Raw genomic sequence first — 15,289 nt, forward strand, 5'->3', positions numbered from 1 at the left:
GTTTCGCGTACTGGATTTCCCTCTGGCTCCACTGCTGCTCGGCTTTATCCTCGGCGGTATGTTGGAAGATAATTTGAGGAGGGCGTTATTAATTTGGGATGGTTCCTGGGCATTCCTGTGGGAGCGGCCAATTACAGCGACGATTATGGTGATTACTTTGCTAACGCTAATCCTGCCGCTAATCTCTTCGTTACGAGACCGTCGCATAATAAAACCGACAATATAATGCGCGCCGCAAGCGAACCCGGGGTTAATCTATAGGTTAGCACCATCGGTGAATGCTTCGGTCGAAGTTTTGTTGTTATTGGAGAGTTCGTATTCGGCACGTTTGTCCCAATTTTCAGCCTGCCAGCTAAATGCCTGCAAACGTCGGCCGCCATAAACAGACGGATATCGGGTGGTTGGTGCTATGTTGGCGCTATTTAGTGTTTACAAAACCGATGAAATAACCAATAATTACCCTTAAAGGGTGATTATGTACCCCTTTAAGGGTAAGTGAGGACAAGGATGTCATCTACACCTAGCTATGATCTTAATGCCATCAAACGGGCCTTTAGTGATGTTTCTGCCCTGAGAATGACCGGCAGTGCCCGCCGGGGCGCTTTTGAACTGGGGTTTAGTGATGAAAAGGTGGTTGCTGCCATACAGGCGTTAACCCGGGCTGATTTCTACAAGTCCATGTCACCAAAGACGGCGGGTTTTACAGCCATGCAGGACGTGTACAAATCCCGTTTTAGGGGTGTGGATCTCTATATCAAGTTTCAGCTACTACCTGACGGTCAATTATTGTTGTCATTTAAAGCCAGGTGAGCCAGGCAAGAGCAAGAGGAGTAATTATTATGGCTAAAGAAGTATGCCCCCTTTGCGGTGCGGTGGCCATGAGTCGCAGGACTCAAGCCATGTCCTATCATTACAAAAACCACAGCATAGTTGTTCAGCAGCCAGGTGCGTATTGCGATGCATGCGATGAGTCAATATTGGACCCAAGCGACCTTAAGGCCACTCGCAAAGAGTTGGCGGCATTTAAAGCCACCATCGATAAGTTGTTAACCCCTGACGAAATCAAAGCGGCACGCAAAGCGCTTAGGTTAAATCAGGGCGAGGCCGCCAAAATTTGTGGCGGCGGAAAAAATGCTTTTTCCCGTTATGAGTCAGGGGAGATACTGATTCCCCGTGCCGCCAGTAATTTGCTGACCTTATTAATGGCTGATAAGTCCTTACTGGACTTGGTTTCAACGGGCGCTTGAGTTCTTGATCTGGCTACGGTGCCGAAATTTTACACCCCAATATCGAGAAAAAATGACACTAATCAAAACTCCAGAAATAGAGGGCCGCTGTCGATAAACAGGGCGTTAAATCTGTTGCAGTCTGTATCCGTTTTCCTGAAAAATTTATCGACCACGATGCAACTCGAAATCTGTGTTACAGGTTTCAATAAAAAAGTAATCAATTGATCCGGGAGTGTAGATGGGTTCAACGGCTGTTAAACTGGCGATGTCATGCTGAATTAACAGTTATTTCTGTACCTCAAATAACATTATAATGGGCGTCAGCAAAAATATTTTAAAGAAAAACTGGAGCAATCAATGAAGCCTTTTATCTTACCTGTCCTTATGCTATGTGTGTTCATGACCGGCTGTGATCAAGCTAGAAACCTATACCTATTAGCGAATCATGAAATCATATTAGACGATGCATCTCCCTCGGATACAACACTCACTGATGTAACTGCAAATCGAGATAATAAAGGACGGCCTGCAAGGCTGCTTTCGGCTTTTTTCGGTCTTGATGATGCATTGCCCGGACTTTCAAATTTTGTTATTTGTGATGGAGCCGGTGGCAAAGACGGCATGCCGGTTATTTTTTCCCACGAAATCGACTTTAGTACGTTGCAGGCAGGGGATTTCAAGGTGACCACGCAGTCCGGTAGCATCGGCGAAATAACATGTATTACATTGGCACCGGCCGATGATGATGGCGAGCATAGAACGGTCTTGCTCACAGGTCATTACGGGACTATTAATGATCAACCCGCCCTGGTGGAAGTTGTTGGTAACTTGCTTTCTAAAGATAATACTGTGAATTTCAAAGGTGTCAGTGTTGCTGTCACCGCACTTGAAAAAGGGCCCTCTCTTGTATTGGCAGAAGTTGTTCCAGAACAAGAGTGGGAGTTAGGGAAGCTTGCTTCGCCGTTTTTGTTTGGCGGTGGTAGTGGATGCCCGATAACAACTAAACAAGTGGTTCGCGCTACATGGGCCGGCGGAGTTACTAAGCCGGGTGGAGGCGAAATTAATAATTTAGAGTGGCAACATTATAAAGTGACTATTATTCAAGACCATGGTCGTGAACTGGAAGTGACGCCTTTTGCGCTTGGTGATTTAGGGGATGGTGATAATAATCACGAACTTTGCCTGGACGTTGCCGGTGTTCCCAAATCAGTCTTTTTTCCTGCTGGGCATTTGACAGATCCTCGGGAAGACCTGAATCCTGAAACCAAAATAGAACTCTCAGAGTCGTTGTAATGAACCAAGTGCATATCAGCTTCATCAAATCTAAAGCTGTTGGTGGCTTTAACTGTCTCAACCAAAAATCACAAAGGGGTGAAATATGGAAAACCAATCAAAATCTTCAAAGTTAGAAACCTTCCTATTTGGATTTACAAGGATATTTGCAATAGGTGGATCTGTTATTGGCCTTATTGCTATTGCTCTGCTAGTTATTAATTTGCTTGGCTCGGGGGAGAGTACCTATGTCGCGCTTGAAGACATAAATACCAAAGAAAGCACCAAAAACAATACAGTGGAAGAAGCATCTGCAAAACCTAAAAAACAATTAAAAACACCGGATAATGTAAAAACATATCTCTCAGGTGATAACGAGAAAATATTGCAAGGTTGGCTAGATGGCATTAATGGCCATGAGAATAAACAAGACTTCCTAACAAACATGTCTGAAGTTATATCTGATGCTGAAAGTAAAAAAGTAGAAGTTATCAACGTAATCAACAACTATAAAACATTAAAAATCTCCAAGCTTAACAAAGGCGAAATGGCCGAATATAAAGAACTAGGGCAAAAGGCTGCGCTATATTCAGTTGTTTTTGGTTTAGTTATTTTTATTGCCCTCATGAGTTTAATACTCGTCATGTTGGCAATCGAGCGTAATACGAGAAACAGTTAACAAGCTAAGGCAACGGACGCCGCAAAGTGGCGCCCGCTGCTTAGGGCGTTAATGTCTGCTCCTGGCAAGAACAAGAAACCATCGGCGTCCGTTCCTGGCACACAACCGCCCCTAAGCCTCGACTAACCTCGGGGCTTTTTCATGTCTGCAATGTGGGTAATAGTTGCCGTAGATGGCTCGGTGTATCTATCAACTATTTGAGCTTCTGATTTATCTCTTCGGAGTGGTGAAAACTATTCTGCTGATGGCTATTTGCTGGCTATTTAATCCGGGCACAAAAAAGGCCGCTGATAAGCGGCCTTTATGTTTCCATAAGTCTTTGATACTTATGGGGATATTGGTAGCGAGAGGCAGATTTGAACTGCCGACCCCATCATTATGAGTGATGTGCTCTAACCAGCTGAGCTATCTCGCCAAAACTTGTCTGGTCGGGGTAGGCCTTGTGGGCTGTTGCCGACTTTTAAGAGGCGCGTATTCTGGCGATTTGGGCCCTTGCTGTCAAGTGAGAAAGGGCTCTGTTTGCCGGATTTACACGTTAAATTTAAAGTGGATTACGTCGCCGTCCTGAACGATATAATCTTTGCCTTCCAGGCGTAATTTACCTGCCTCTTTGGCCCCTTGTTCGCCGTTAAATTCTACAAAGTGCTCATAGGACATAATTTCAGCCTTGATAAAACCGCGCTGGAAGTCGGTGTGGATTACACCGGCAGCTTCTGGGGCTGTGGCACCCAAAGGAATAGTCCAGGCGCGGACTTCCTGAACACCGGCGGTAAAGTAGGTGTGTAGGCCTAAAAGCTCATAGCCGGCGCGAATTACCCGGTTTAGGCCGGCTTCTTCCATACCCAGGTCTTCCAGGAATTCAGTTTTTTCTTCATCGTCCAGTTCGGCAATTTCGGCTTCGAGTTTATTGCAAATGGGGACAAGGATAGCGCCCTCTGATTCGGCGATACCACGAACGATATCCAGCAAGGGATTATCCTCAAAGCCATCTTCATCGACATTGGCGATATACATGGTGGGCTTGGTGGTTAGCAGGTGCAGTCCGGGCAATACTTCTTGCTCGGCCTCGCTTAACTCCAGCGAGCGAACGGGCAAGCCTTCGGAAAGGTGAGGGATCATTTTCTCGATTAAGGCTTTCTGCGCGATAGATTCTTTATCGCCGCCTTTGGCGGTGCGGGTAACTTTTTGCAGTTGCTTCTCAACGCTTTCCAAATCCGCCAGTGCCAGTTCCATGTTGATGATTTCAATATCGTTGGCGGGGTTGATGGCGTTGGCAACGTGGATAACATTGTCGTTTTCAAAGCAACGGACTACATGGGCAATGGCATCGGTCTCGCGAATATTGGCGAGAAACTGGTTGCCAAGACCTTCACCTTTAGAGGCGCCTTCAACCAGGCCTGCAATATCCACAAACTCCATGGTGGTTGCTACCACTTTTTCAGGTTTTACAATCTCGGCGAGTTTATCCTGACGAGGGTCGGGGATGGGTACGATACCGGAGTTGGGCTCAATGGTACAAAACGGAAAGTTTTCCGCATCGATTCCGGCTTTAGTCAGTGCATTAAATAACGTGGATTTACCGACATTAGGTAGGCCGACGATTCCGCAATTAAATCCCATAACAATGTCTCTTGTGGGGTGGATTACAATCCACCGGTTTTCCAGATGATAGGCTTTGGTGGATTATAATCCACCCTACATTTTAGCCTTTAAAGGTGTGTAAATAATTCATCGCTTTTGCCCAGTCGCCACTGATGGCATCGGGCAGGGCGCGTACTGATTCATCAATCGCATCCAGCATTTTTTGATGGTCAGACTGTGGTGCTTTGCTTAAAACATAGCCGCTAACTTTATCGGCGGAGCCTGGGTGGCCAATACCAATACGTAAGCGGTGAAAATTTTTGTTGTTGCCGCATTTGGCAATAATATCTCTAAGACCATTATGGCCGCCGTGACCGCCACCCTGTTTAAAGCGGGCAGTGCCAACATCAATATCCAGTTCATCGTGGGCGACTAACACTTCTTCTATGGCAACTTTATAAAAGTTGCACATGGACGCGACGGCTTGACCGCTACGATTCATGAAGGTGGTTGGAATGACCAGGCGTATATCATGGCCATCCAGGTTAATGCGGCTAGTCAGTCCAAAGAATTTGCTTTCTTCTTTCAGGGGCGCACTCTGCTGACGGGCAAGCTCTTCTACAAATAGAGCGCCGGCATTGTGGCGGGTCTGTTCGTATTCACGGCCGGGGTTACCTAAACCTACGATAAGTTTAATCGTGCTCACTGTCAGTGTCCTTCAGCAATTCCGTACAAATAAATGGCATATTGTAAAAAACAAAATGGGGACAAAGTCCCCATTTTTATATGCGAGCAGGGCATCGCAAGCAATGCCCTTTGCGGAACAAGATTACTCTTCGCCGCTTTCTTCTTCGCCTTCAGCTTCAGCTTCACCTTCATCTGCTGCAGCTTCTTCTTCATCGCCGCCACCTTTAGTGACATTAACTGCTGATACCAGCAAGTCATGGTCAGCACCGTGAGACAAGGCAACACTTTCAACACCTTCGGGTAGAGCAAGGTCTGAAAGGTGGATGTTTTCACCGACTTTAAGCTCAGCCATATCAACTTCGATATACTCAGGTAAGTCTTTTGGTAAACAGCTAACTTCGATGTCATTAAGTGCGTGGGAAATAGTACCGCCTTCAATCTTAACACCGTGACAAGTATCTTCATTAATAAAGTGAAGAGGAACCTGCATAGTCAGTTTGGTCTTAGCGCTAACGCGTAAGAAATCAACGTGCATGATGGTGTTTTTAGCAGGGTGGCGTTGCATATCTTTAACAACAACTTGCTGTGCTTTACCATCGATTGAAAGATCAACCAGGCTGGTGAAAAACGCTTCGTTTTCAGCAAGCTTAATGATTTCATTCATTGCCACGGTGACGGGTGCGGGCTTGTTTTTACCGCCATAAACGATACCAAGCACACGGTTTTCCAGACGACGTAGGCGGCGGCTCGCACCTTTCCCCAAGTCAGTTCTGGTCTCTGCATTTAAAGTAAATTCGCCAGACATAATAAGTCTCCTATAGTTAGCGAAAACACCCATTACCTGCGACCAGTAATGGGTGGGATTATGGATTGATCATTGGCACATTAATAATGGCCGTTTGATCGCTCCGTTAGTACTAGCGACTTTCCTTAACGGAAAAGTGCGCTAATAGATTCTTCGTTGCTGACTCGACGTACTGATTCGGCTAACAGGTTTGCCATGGTGAGCGTGCGAATTTTACTGCAGGCTTTGGCTGCTTCCGTTAAAGGAATCGTGTCAGTCACAACTAGCTCATCTAATTGCGAGCCATTGATATTATCCAGTGCCTTACCAGACAGTACCGGGTGGGTACAGTAGGCAACTACTTTGGTGGCACCATTTTCTTTTAGTGCGGCGGCGGCTTTACATAAGGTGCCAGCCGTGTCGACCATATCGTCGACGAGTACACAGGTGCGGCCTTCTACTTCACCAATAATATGCATCACCTGAGCTTCGTTAGCCTGTGGGCGACGCTTATCGATAATTGCCAAGTCACAATCATCTAATTGTTTTGCTACAGCGCGAGCGCGAACAACACCACCGATATCTGGGGATACCACCACCATATTGGGGTATTCCTGTGTGTTGATATCGTCTAACAGAACTGGTGAGCCGTAAACGTTATCAACCGGTACATCAAAAAAGCCCTGAATCTGTTCTGCGTGCAGATCAACGGTTAGTACTCTGTCTACACCAACGCCGGTCATCATATCGGCTACTACTTTGGCGCTAATGGGCACCCGTGATGAGCGTACGCGACGATCCTGGCGGGCGTAACCGAAGTAGGGCACTACGGCGGTTATGCGGCCGGCTGAAGAGCGGCGCATGGCGTCGATCATTACGATCAATTCCATGAGGTTGTCATTGGTGGGCTGGCAGGTAGATTGGATGATAAATACATCCGCACCGCGCACGTTTTCTTGTATCTCAACAGCTACTTCACCGTCGCTGAATTGGCCTACGTCGGCTTCACCTAAAGGAAGGTGGAGTTGGGCGGCTACCTGTTCTGCGAGTTCAGGGTTGGCGTTGCCGGTAAAAACCATCAATTTGGACACGGTTGTTTTCCTGTCTTGATTGCGAGTTGTGTTGAGGGTGACATGGCTTTGGAGAGCGTTTGTCACACTTTTTTACTGTGTATTGCTAAATTGCTGCATTCGGGAGGAGGATTGACAGCGGGCCTTTCGGCCCTTGGGGCTTCGCCCCGTCGCCTCTGGCTCCGTCCAAAATGCTACGCATTTAGTGATAGTTAAAGCCTGAGGGCATTAACTACCCCTTCGGGGCGCCCTGATAAAGCGGGCGTCCAAAATGCTTTGCATTTTGTCGAACCTCTAACGGTTCAAATCCTCTCGGGGGGACTTCGCACTCTATATTTAGAGTTTGCGTAGTAATTCCCGTACGAGAATTATAAAAATGGCTGGGGCGAGAGGATTCGAACCTCTGAATGCCAGGATCAAAACCTGGTGCCTTGCCGCTTGGCGACGCCCCAATAAAGCGTTAGGTTACAGGCTAAGTGCTTGATACGTAGGGGAAATATTCACCCCTTTGGCAATAAAGCCCTGTAATCCTTTAGGTAACTGATGAAGAATTTGCTCAGCTGACTCGCGGTCAGGGCATTGAGCAAAAACACAGGCACCAGTACCTGTGAGTCGAGCTGGGTTCGTATCGGTAGTTTGGTCTAGTGAATCTAACCATGTCATGGCGTTGTCCACTGCTGGATAACATGCCCTGACTACCGTTTCGCAGTCATTGTGACCACCCTGCTTCAAAACGGCGGCTATTGTGATGGGAGAGGTGTTACGAGTCAACCGTTTATGGGAAAAAATTTCCGCCGTTGAGACCTCGCAGTCAGGCTTTGCCACAAAGTACCAGGATTCAGGAATATCAATAGCTTGCAGTTGTTCGCCGACACCTTCAGCCCAGGCCGAGTGGCCCCTGATAAATACCGGCACATCGGCTCCTAATTGCAGGCCTAAATCAGCCAGTTGGTCAATGGATAAGTCCAATTTCCAGAGCTGATTTAAGGCTAGAAGAGTGGTTGCCGCATTAGAACTGCCACCGCCAATGCCACCTCCCATGGGGAGGATTTTTTCCAGTTTGATATCAGCACCCATGGTCTTGGTTGGGTCTTGCTGTTGCAGCAGGCGAGCTGCGCGAATAATCAGGTTATCTTGCTGGGCCACACCGTCTATGGCCGGGCTTAGCTGCAGTTTATTATCATTCCGGGTTTGGTAGTGCAGCGTATCGCCGTAGTCCAGCAGCTGAAATAGTGTCTGTAGTTGGTGGTAGCCATCATTTTGCTGCCCGGTAATATGCAGCATCAGGTTCAATTTGGCAGGGGATAGTAGGCTTAATGTATTCATGGTGCAGTGGTTTGCTTGGGGCAGTCAGGGTTTAGCTGCCACGCTTTGATCACCAGGGTGACTTTTAATGGCGCTTGTTCGGCGATAATTCTAGCGGGTAATTGGTATTTATCCTGTTGGGTTAGTCGGGGGTAGCTTAGTCGCCAGCCTTCTTGGCTAAACCCCAATACCTGGTTTGGCTGGTTGGCTCGATAAGCAAAATCCGGGTCCGGGATTGCCCGAAGCCAGTGGCGTAGTTGTTCCACCGGCAGCGACCAGCCTAGCTGTTGTTCTAATAGTTGGCCGGCACTGCTGGCACTGTAGTGTTGTTGATTGCTGGTGGCTAAATGTACCTGCTCGGCATTGCCCACCAAATGGGCTGCCCCCTGGCCCAGTGGTCCACTGAGGCGGATATCAAAGTCATCGCCGCATTGGTTCCAGTTCAGGTAGGCGCTATGGGCTTGTGTTTCATTGCGTAGCCCTATTTTGCCGCGCACTGACCACTGCTGAATGCTGTTGTTATTGGCCAATGTATCCAGAGTATTGGCGGGTTCAGTGGGTTGTTGTTGCCATTGGCTACAGGCGGTCAGTGAGAGTATGGCCAGAACCTGTAGCAACTTTATATAGAAGGACATTATTCTGTCGCTTGCTGTTCAGCGTTAAGGCGTTGCATGGTTTCTTTGATGTAGCTGCTATTGGGTTTGGTTTTCAGGCCATTTTGCCAAACCTGCATGGCACCTTCTTTATCACCGGACTGCCATAAGGCTTCGCCAAGATGGGCAGCTACTTCATGGTCCGGGAAGCCCTTATAGGCTTCGGTCAGATATTTTAATGCTTCATCAAGGTTGCCACGGCGGTACTGTACCCAGCCCAGACTATCCTGTATGGCGGGGTCTCCGGGTTTGGCGGCCAAAGCTCGGCTAATATAGCCATAGGCTTCCTCCAGCCGTTCGCTGCGATTAGCCAATACATAGCCCAATGCATTTAGCGCAGTGGCGTTGTTATTGTCCTGGGCAATAATCTTTAGTAAATCCTGCTCCATCAAGTCCAGCTTATCGAGGCGTTCACTCAGCATTGAGCGGGCGTATAGCAGGCGGGGCTGTTCGGGGCTGATTAACAAGGCCTCGGTTAATAGAGCATGGGCTTCTTCAACGCGGCTGTTATTGAGTAACAGCTCTGACTCCAGCAGGTATAGGTGCACGGAGTGTTGCGGGTATTGCTGGTAGATACCTTGCAGGTGTTCCCGGGCGGTATCGACTCGCCCCTGCATAGCGTAGATGCTAACAATGCGATTGATAGCCGCCAAAAAGTCAGTACCCGGGGGGATTTGCTGGTAGTAATCAATAGCGGTCTCCCAGTCTTGATCCAGCTCTGCCAGTTGCCCCAGGTAAAAGTTTGCCTCGGTGGTTCGGCTGCCCGTGTTTAATAGACGCTGAAAGTAGCTTTGGGCATCTTCAGTTTGTTGGGTTTCTTTGCTAATCAGGCCCAGTGAGAGCAGCAGGTCAGGGTCTTTGGGTGAGAAAGATAATAAGATCTCAAACTGCTGTTTGGCCTTTTCAATATTCTTAGCCATAAGCATGCGGGCATATTGCAGGCGCAAACGGCGATTATTGGGGTTTGAGGCCACCACTTTTTCCAGTCGAACATAGGCTTCTTCTACACGGTTTAATTGCTGTAGTAATCTGGCTTCTACCACAACAGCGTGTATGTCTTGATCATCAATCTCGAGTACAGCGCGAATAATATCGAGAGCTTCTTCAGTTTCTCCACGCTGTTGGGTTATTAGAGCCTTGGACGTCAGTAGCTGGGTATTATTGGGATAAGTCACCAAAAGCTCGTCGACACGGATTTGCGCAGCATTGCGTGTGGCCTCCGGCAGCGATAGGGTGCTGGCGGCAATCGCGGCAAAATTAGTGTTGCCACCTTGCTTCAGTACGATGGCCATATGGTCCAGGGCTTCAAGTGGACGCTTATTTTTGGCCAGCATGGTGGCGACGGTGTACAGGGCTTCGGGGTTTTCTGGTTCCAGTTCTATCCATAGCTGGGCGGCATCCAAGGTTGCTTTATCGGCACCGAGAAATTGCGCTAGCCGGGTTGCCCTTGCAGTAACACCGGGGTCACGGGTTTGGTGAGCTTGTTGTAGATAGTTACCTAAAGCCAGGTCATAGCGATTACGCCTGACGGCAAATTCAGCGACTAGCAGGTCATGAAAGCTGTCGGCGGGGAAGGGTCTGGCGGGGATTTCTGCTGCTACCTCTTCCTCTTCGGGCTCTGCTACCGTGGTAGCCGCCTCAGCAGGAAGTGGGGTTGGTTGTTCGGAGGTGCTGCTACAAGCGCCAAGCAGGGCTGGCAAGAGTAATACCGCGAGTACTTTTACAGTGGTGGTACAAACCTGGGTCATAGAACATGAGTCCTTTTATTAGGCCGCTATGATGACATAAAGCGGCCTCTAATCCATATAACTATTATATAAGTAGCACTGTGAATCCACTTTTGATCGCTAACTTGTTAGAATTGTGCGCTTTTTTGTAGTGAGGGGTGCGATAATGCCCTCTTACCATCATTGATTATTTGGCTTGCCGCCACTTTTTATACTTTCTGACTGAGGATTCAACACCGCTGTATGGGCTTGATCGCACTGGGCATTAATCACAAATCTGCCAATATCGCTCTGCGCGAGCGCGTGGCGTTTGCGCCTGAGCAAATGGCTGAGGCGCTGCAGGACGCCTTGGCTGATGCTCTATTGGCGGAAGTGGTGATCTTGTCGACCTGTAATCGTACCGAGCTATTTGCCATTGTGGCGGATGAGCACGTTGAGGGCGGGGAGCAGCGGGCACTGGCTTGGCTGGGCGCCTATCACCATATCCCTTTATCTGACCTGGAGAGCTGTTATTACTCTTACAGTGATCAAAATGCGCTGCGGCATATTATTCAGGTCACCAGTGGCCTGGACTCGATGGTGCTGGGTGAACCACAAATTTTTGGGCAAATGAAATCGGCTTTTGCGGTAGCCCAGGAAGCGGGGTCAGTTGATAGCGAGTTGTCGCGTATTTTCCCCCATGTCTTTTCCGTGGCAAAAAAAGTGCGCACTGATACCGCCATTGGTAAAAACCCGGTGTCGGTGGCTTATGCGGCGGTGAATTTATCCCATCATATATTTTCTGACCTGACTGAGACCCACGCTTTATTGATTGGTGCCGGTGAAACCATTGAACTGGTGGCCCGGCATCTGTCAGAAAATGGCGTTAAAAGTATTGTGGTCGCCAATCGTACCCTGGGACGGGCAAGGGAGTTGGCCCATCGTTTTGGCGCAGAGGCGGTGCTGTTATCTGAAATTCCTGAACAGTTGGTTAATGCGGATATTGTGATTTCTTCCACCGCCAGTCAGTTGCCTATTTTGGGTAAAGGGGCAGTGGAGCATGCTTTAAAACTGCGCAAGCATCGTCCTATTTTAATGGTCGATATCGCGGTGCCCAGAGATATAGAAGAACAGGTGGGTGAGTTAAGCGATATTTATTTATATACCGTTGATGACCTGACTGAAATTGTTGATGAGAATAAACGCAACCGCGAGTCAGAAGCCCGCAAAGCGGATAAGCTGATTGATCAAGGTGTAGACAATTATTTGCAGCAGTTGCGATCCCTTGATGTGGTTTCAACCCTAAAGGCTTATCGTCAACTGTCGGAACAAACCCGCGATATAGAGTTAGAAAGGGCGTTAAAACAATTGGCTAAAGGTGAAAGTGCAGAGCAGGTAGTCACACAGCTTGCCCGTAGCCTAACCAATAAGTTTATGCATAGGCCAAGTATAGAAATGAAAAAAGCCAGTGCCGATGGTCGCGAAGATAAAGTAGGCTGGGCGCATCAATTATTTGGGCTGCATGTTGATGTTGATGTTGATGTTGATAAAGAGCCTAAAGAATCAGACTAAAAAAGAGACACCATGAAAGACTCGATAGTTAATAAATTAGATAACCTGATAGATCGCTATGAAGAACTGGGCGCGTTGCTGAGTGATAGTGAGATTATTAGCGATCAGGATAAATTCAGGCCCTTATCTCAAGAGTATGCCGAAGTTGAGCCTGTCGTTAAAAGCTACAACCACTATCGGCAAACTCTGGATGATATTGAAGAAGCCCAATTGTTATTAAAAGATGGCGATGCGGATATGCGTGAGATGGCGCAGGAAGAGCTTTCCGACGCTCAAAGTCGCCGCGATGAAATGGAAGCCGAACTACAAAAATTATTACTCCCCAGGGATCCCAACGATTCTAATAATGTCTTTTTAGAAGTACGTGCGGGTACCGGGGGTGATGAGGCGGCTATTTTCTCAGGTGATTTATACCGAATGTATACCCGTTATGCGGAAAACCAGGGCTGGAAGATCGAGCCGATCTCTGAGCGCGAAGGTGATCACGGTGGTTATAAAGAAGTTATTGCCCGCGTTACCGGTAAAGATGTTTATGCCCATTTAAAGTTTGAGTCCGGTGCTCATCGCGTACAGCGCGTACCAGAAACAGAATCACAAGGGCGGGTACATACTTCAGCCTGCACCGTAGCGATCATGCCTGAAATTGATAGCGTAAATGAAATAGAAATTAATAAAAACGATTTGCGAGTCGATACCTTTCGCGCTTCCGGTGCCGGTGGTCAGCATGTTAACAAAACTGATTCCGCTATTCGTCTAACCCATATACCCACCGGTATTGTGGTGGAGTGTCAGGACGAACGTTCACAGCATAAAAATAAAGCGCGAGCGATGTCGTTATTACAATCAAGAATTCTTACTGGAATTCAAGATAAACAACAGCAAGAGCAGGCGGATGAGCGCCGCAACCTGGTGGGTAGTGGTGATCGCTCTGAGCGCATCCGAACCTATAACTACCCGCAGGGTCGAGTGACCGATCACCGTATTAACTTAACCTTATATAAACTGTCAGAAGTGATGGAAGGTTCTTTAGGTGAAGTGGTTGATCCATTGCGTAATGAATATCAGGCCGACCAGCTAGCGGCCATGGCAGACGACTAACACCATGGCAACCGTGGCGGAGTTGCTATCACAGCGCCAGCAATTACTGGCTACTAGTGATAGCCCAGCGTTAGATATAGAAATACTACTCTGCCATTGTTTGCAAAAACAGAGCAGCTACCTACGGGCGTGGCCCGAAGCAGAAGTACCAGAACAAACCGAGCAACAATTTCAAGCCTTGGTACAACGACGTATAGCCGGAGAGCCAGTCGCTTATCTGATTGGCGAGCGCGGCTTTTGGTCGTTGGATTTACAGGTTAACCCCTCTACCTTAATACCCCGCCCGGAAACTGAATTGCTGGTTGAATTAGCACTGGCTAAAATATCGGACAAACCCTCGGCTAAAATTCTCGATCTAGGTACCGGCACCGGAGCTATAGCACTTTCGTTAGCGTCTGAACGTAGTGATTGTGAGGTGAAAGCCTGTGATGTAGAAGAGGGTGCTGTTGCGTTGGCGGAAAGTAATCGCAAAAAATACGGCTTAAGTAATGTCGAGGTATTTCAGTCAGATTGGTTTGCTGCGGTTAACGGCCAACAGTTTGATTTGATAGTTAGTAATCCTCCCTATATTGATCCCGATGACCAACATTTACAGCAGGGCGATGTGCGTTTTGAGCCGCGCTCAGCGTTGGTGGCGGATAACAAAGGCCTGGCCGATATCGAAACCATTATTCAACAGGCGTCAGCCTATCTTAACGATAAAGCCTGGCTGTTGTTTGAACATGGTTATGACCAGGCTGCCTCAGTACAGGCCTTATTGATTAAAGCAGGTTTTGACCAGGTCTTTACTGAACAAGACCTGGCTGGTGTCGACCGCGTCACCGGAGCTTGCTATACCGTCAAAAAGGGTGGAGCATAAGCTCATGAATGACGATCAGCTACTGCGCTATAGCCGCCAGATTATGCTGGAAGATTTTGATATCCAGGGCCAGCAGCGTTTACTCGACGCCAAAGTCCTGATTGTTGGTTTGGGTGGCCTTGGCTGCCCCGTTGCCTTATATCTGGCCGCGGCCGGAGTGGGTGAATTATGGTTGGCTGATTTTGATATTGTAGAAATCAGTAATCTGCAACGACAAATAGCCCATACCATGGCCGATATTGATCGCCCCAAAGTCATATCCACCAGTGAGGCGATTGCAGCAATCAACCCTGAAGCCAGAACCTCCTGCATTAGTGAAAAACTGACAGGGCAATTTTTGCAAGATGCTGTAGCCAGTGTTGATCTGGTGGTTGATGCCAGTGATAACTTTACCACTCGGTTTGAAATCAACCGTGCTTGTGTCGCTAACAAAACACCGCTGGTTTCCGGCGCCGCCATTCGCAGTGAAGGACAGGTCATCGTGTTTGATAGCCGTCAGGAACATAGCCCCTGCTACCGCTGTTTATACGACGATAGCAGCGGCGATGAAAATCTTAGCTGTTCAGAAAGTGGTGTGTTGGCTCCACTAGTGGGAGTGATTGGTTCCATGCAGGCACTGGAGGCGGTTAAATTGCTCAGTGGTTTTGGCGATTCACTAACCGGTCAATTGCAAGTGTTTGACGCCAAAGTTATGGAGTGGCGTAAGCTTAAAGTCCCCCAAAACCCTGAATGCCCCGTTTGTGGTGCCAGCAAATAAGCACCTGCTGTTTGCAACTTTGAACCATAGTATTTGT

The 15,289-nt window shown here is 48.0% G+C and carries 15 protein-coding genes, 2 tRNA genes and 1 pseudogene; 9 read left to right on the forward strand and 9 right to left on the reverse strand.

Annotated elements, in window-relative coordinates:
- From P8H32_RS06790 to P8H32_RS06810, 5 genes and pseudogenes are all read left to right on the forward strand, one after another.
- Nucleotides 1–226, forward strand: a pseudogene (locus P8H32_RS06790) (tripartite tricarboxylate transporter protein TctA); the annotation flags it as partial.
- Nucleotides 227–507: 281 nt separating this feature from the next.
- Entirely contained in the window at nt 508–810 is a 303-nt protein-coding gene (locus P8H32_RS06795; RefSeq protein ID WP_297291905.1) for a type II toxin-antitoxin system MqsR family toxin, read from the forward strand.
- A 29-nt stretch (nt 811–839) separates the two neighbouring features.
- Nucleotides 840–1,247, forward strand: a complete 408-nt coding sequence (locus P8H32_RS06800) for a type II toxin-antitoxin system MqsA family antitoxin (RefSeq protein ID WP_297291906.1) — start codon at nt 840–842, stop codon at nt 1,245–1,247.
- 339 nt (nt 1,248–1,586) lie between these two features.
- Complete coding sequence (locus P8H32_RS06805) at nt 1,587–2,522, forward strand: hypothetical protein (RefSeq protein ID WP_301088872.1); 936 nt, start codon at nt 1,587–1,589, stop codon at nt 2,520–2,522.
- A gap of 85 nt (nt 2,523–2,607) precedes the next feature.
- Nucleotides 2,608–3,180: a hypothetical protein gene (locus P8H32_RS06810; RefSeq protein ID WP_297292343.1), complete on the forward strand. Its 573-nt coding sequence runs from the start codon at nt 2,608–2,610 to the stop codon at nt 3,178–3,180.
- A 338-nt stretch (nt 3,181–3,518) separates the two neighbouring features.
- Here P8H32_RS06810 and P8H32_RS06815 read toward each other — a convergent pair.
- From P8H32_RS06815 to P8H32_RS06855, 9 genes are all read right to left on the reverse strand, one after another.
- Nucleotides 3,519–3,595, reverse strand: a tRNA-Met gene (locus tag P8H32_RS06815).
- A 113-nt stretch (nt 3,596–3,708) separates the two neighbouring features.
- A complete protein-coding gene (gene ychF, locus P8H32_RS06820; protein WP_297292342.1) occupies nt 3,709–4,800 on the reverse strand; it encodes a redox-regulated ATPase YchF in 1,092 nt (363 codons plus the stop codon).
- An 82-nt stretch (nt 4,801–4,882) separates the two neighbouring features.
- Nucleotides 4,883–5,467 (reverse strand): aminoacyl-tRNA hydrolase, encoded by a 585-nt coding sequence (gene pth, locus P8H32_RS06825; protein ID WP_297292341.1) that lies wholly within the window; start codon nt 5,465–5,467, stop codon nt 4,883–4,885.
- 123 nt (nt 5,468–5,590) lie between these two features.
- The gene (locus tag P8H32_RS06830) at nt 5,591–6,253 is read right to left on the reverse strand and encodes a 50S ribosomal protein L25/general stress protein Ctc (protein WP_301088875.1); all 663 of its coding nucleotides are present in this window, start codon (nt 6,251–6,253) and stop codon (nt 5,591–5,593) included.
- A 125-nt stretch (nt 6,254–6,378) separates the two neighbouring features.
- On the reverse strand, nt 6,379–7,311 hold the full coding sequence (locus tag P8H32_RS06835; protein ID WP_297292344.1) for a ribose-phosphate pyrophosphokinase: 933 nt from the start codon (nt 7,309–7,311) through the stop codon (nt 6,379–6,381).
- 368 nt (nt 7,312–7,679) lie between these two features.
- Nucleotides 7,680–7,754: transfer RNA gene (locus P8H32_RS06840), tRNA-Gln, on the reverse strand.
- A gap of 13 nt (nt 7,755–7,767) precedes the next feature.
- Nucleotides 7,768–8,628 (reverse strand): 4-(cytidine 5'-diphospho)-2-C-methyl-D-erythritol kinase, encoded by an 861-nt coding sequence (gene ispE, locus P8H32_RS06845; RefSeq protein WP_301088876.1) that lies wholly within the window; start codon nt 8,626–8,628, stop codon nt 7,768–7,770.
- On the reverse strand, nt 8,625–9,242 hold the full coding sequence (gene lolB, locus P8H32_RS06850) for a lipoprotein insertase outer membrane protein LolB (RefSeq protein ID WP_301088880.1): 618 nt from the start codon (nt 9,240–9,242) through the stop codon (nt 8,625–8,627). The genes ispE and lolB overlap by 4 nt, the downstream gene beginning before the upstream one ends.
- Nucleotides 9,242–11,008 (reverse strand): tetratricopeptide repeat protein, encoded by a 1,767-nt coding sequence (locus tag P8H32_RS06855; RefSeq protein WP_301088883.1) that lies wholly within the window; start codon nt 11,006–11,008, stop codon nt 9,242–9,244. The genes lolB and P8H32_RS06855 overlap by 1 nt, the downstream gene beginning before the upstream one ends.
- A 222-nt stretch (nt 11,009–11,230) precedes the next feature.
- On the opposite strand from P8H32_RS06855, the gene hemA reads away from it, so the two are divergent.
- The 4 genes from hemA to P8H32_RS06875 are packed head-to-tail and all read left to right on the forward strand — an operon-like array spanning nt 11,231 to nt 15,252.
- The gene (hemA, locus tag P8H32_RS06860; protein WP_301088888.1) at nt 11,231–12,538 is read left to right on the forward strand and encodes a glutamyl-tRNA reductase; all 1,308 of its coding nucleotides are present in this window, start codon (nt 11,231–11,233) and stop codon (nt 12,536–12,538) included.
- Nucleotides 12,539–12,550: 12 nt separating this feature from the next.
- On the forward strand, nt 12,551–13,636 hold the full coding sequence (gene prfA / locus P8H32_RS06865) for a peptide chain release factor 1 (RefSeq protein WP_297291068.1): 1,086 nt from the start codon (nt 12,551–12,553) through the stop codon (nt 13,634–13,636).
- 4 nt (nt 13,637–13,640) lie between these two features.
- On the forward strand, nt 13,641–14,495 hold the full coding sequence (gene prmC, locus P8H32_RS06870; protein ID WP_297291069.1) for a peptide chain release factor N(5)-glutamine methyltransferase: 855 nt from the start codon (nt 13,641–13,643) through the stop codon (nt 14,493–14,495).
- A 4-nt stretch (nt 14,496–14,499) separates the two neighbouring features.
- Entirely contained in the window at nt 14,500–15,252 is a 753-nt protein-coding gene (locus P8H32_RS06875; RefSeq protein ID WP_297291070.1) for a molybdopterin-synthase adenylyltransferase MoeB, read from the forward strand.
- The last annotated feature ends 37 nt before the right edge of the window (nt 15,253–15,289 follow it).

The organism is Oceanicoccus sp. (genome assembly GCF_029238675.1).
GTDB lineage: Bacteria > Pseudomonadota > Gammaproteobacteria > Pseudomonadales > Dasaniaceae > Oceanicoccus.

Excerpts from the sequence above, each read along its gene's own strand:
- P8H32_RS06795 (WP_297291905.1), top strand. The coding sequence starts at position 508 with ATGTCATCTACACCTAGCTATGATCTTAATGCCATCAAACGGGCCTTT.
- P8H32_RS06800 (WP_297291906.1), top strand. The coding sequence starts at position 840 with ATGGCTAAAGAAGTATGCCCCCTTTGCGGTGCGGTGGCCATGAGTCGC.
- P8H32_RS06805 (WP_301088872.1), top strand. The coding sequence starts at position 1,587 with ATGAAGCCTTTTATCTTACCTGTCCTTATGCTATGTGTGTTCATGACC.
- P8H32_RS06810 (WP_297292343.1), top strand. The coding sequence starts at position 2,608 with ATGGAAAACCAATCAAAATCTTCAAAGTTAGAAACCTTCCTATTTGGA.
- ychF (WP_297292342.1), bottom strand. The coding sequence starts at position 4,800 with ATGGGATTTAATTGCGGAATCGTCGGCCTACCTAATGTCGGTAAATCC.
- P8H32_RS06830 (WP_301088875.1), bottom strand. The coding sequence starts at position 6,253 with ATGTCTGGCGAATTTACTTTAAATGCAGAGACCAGAACTGACTTGGGG.
- P8H32_RS06835 (WP_297292344.1), bottom strand. The coding sequence starts at position 7,311 with ATGGTTTTTACCGGCAACGCCAACCCTGAACTCGCAGAACAGGTAGCC.
- ispE (WP_301088876.1), bottom strand. The coding sequence starts at position 8,628 with ATGAATACATTAAGCCTACTATCCCCTGCCAAATTGAACCTGATGCTG.
- lolB (WP_301088880.1), bottom strand. The coding sequence starts at position 9,242 with ATGTCCTTCTATATAAAGTTGCTACAGGTTCTGGCCATACTCTCACTG.
- P8H32_RS06855 (WP_301088883.1), bottom strand. The coding sequence starts at position 11,008 with ATGACCCAGGTTTGTACCACCACTGTAAAAGTACTCGCGGTATTACTC.
- hemA (WP_301088888.1), top strand. The coding sequence starts at position 11,231 with ATGGGCTTGATCGCACTGGGCATTAATCACAAATCTGCCAATATCGCT.
- prfA (WP_297291068.1), top strand. The coding sequence starts at position 12,551 with ATGAAAGACTCGATAGTTAATAAATTAGATAACCTGATAGATCGCTAT.
- prmC (WP_297291069.1), top strand. The coding sequence starts at position 13,641 with ATGGCAACCGTGGCGGAGTTGCTATCACAGCGCCAGCAATTACTGGCT.
- P8H32_RS06875 (WP_297291070.1), top strand. The coding sequence starts at position 14,500 with ATGAATGACGATCAGCTACTGCGCTATAGCCGCCAGATTATGCTGGAA.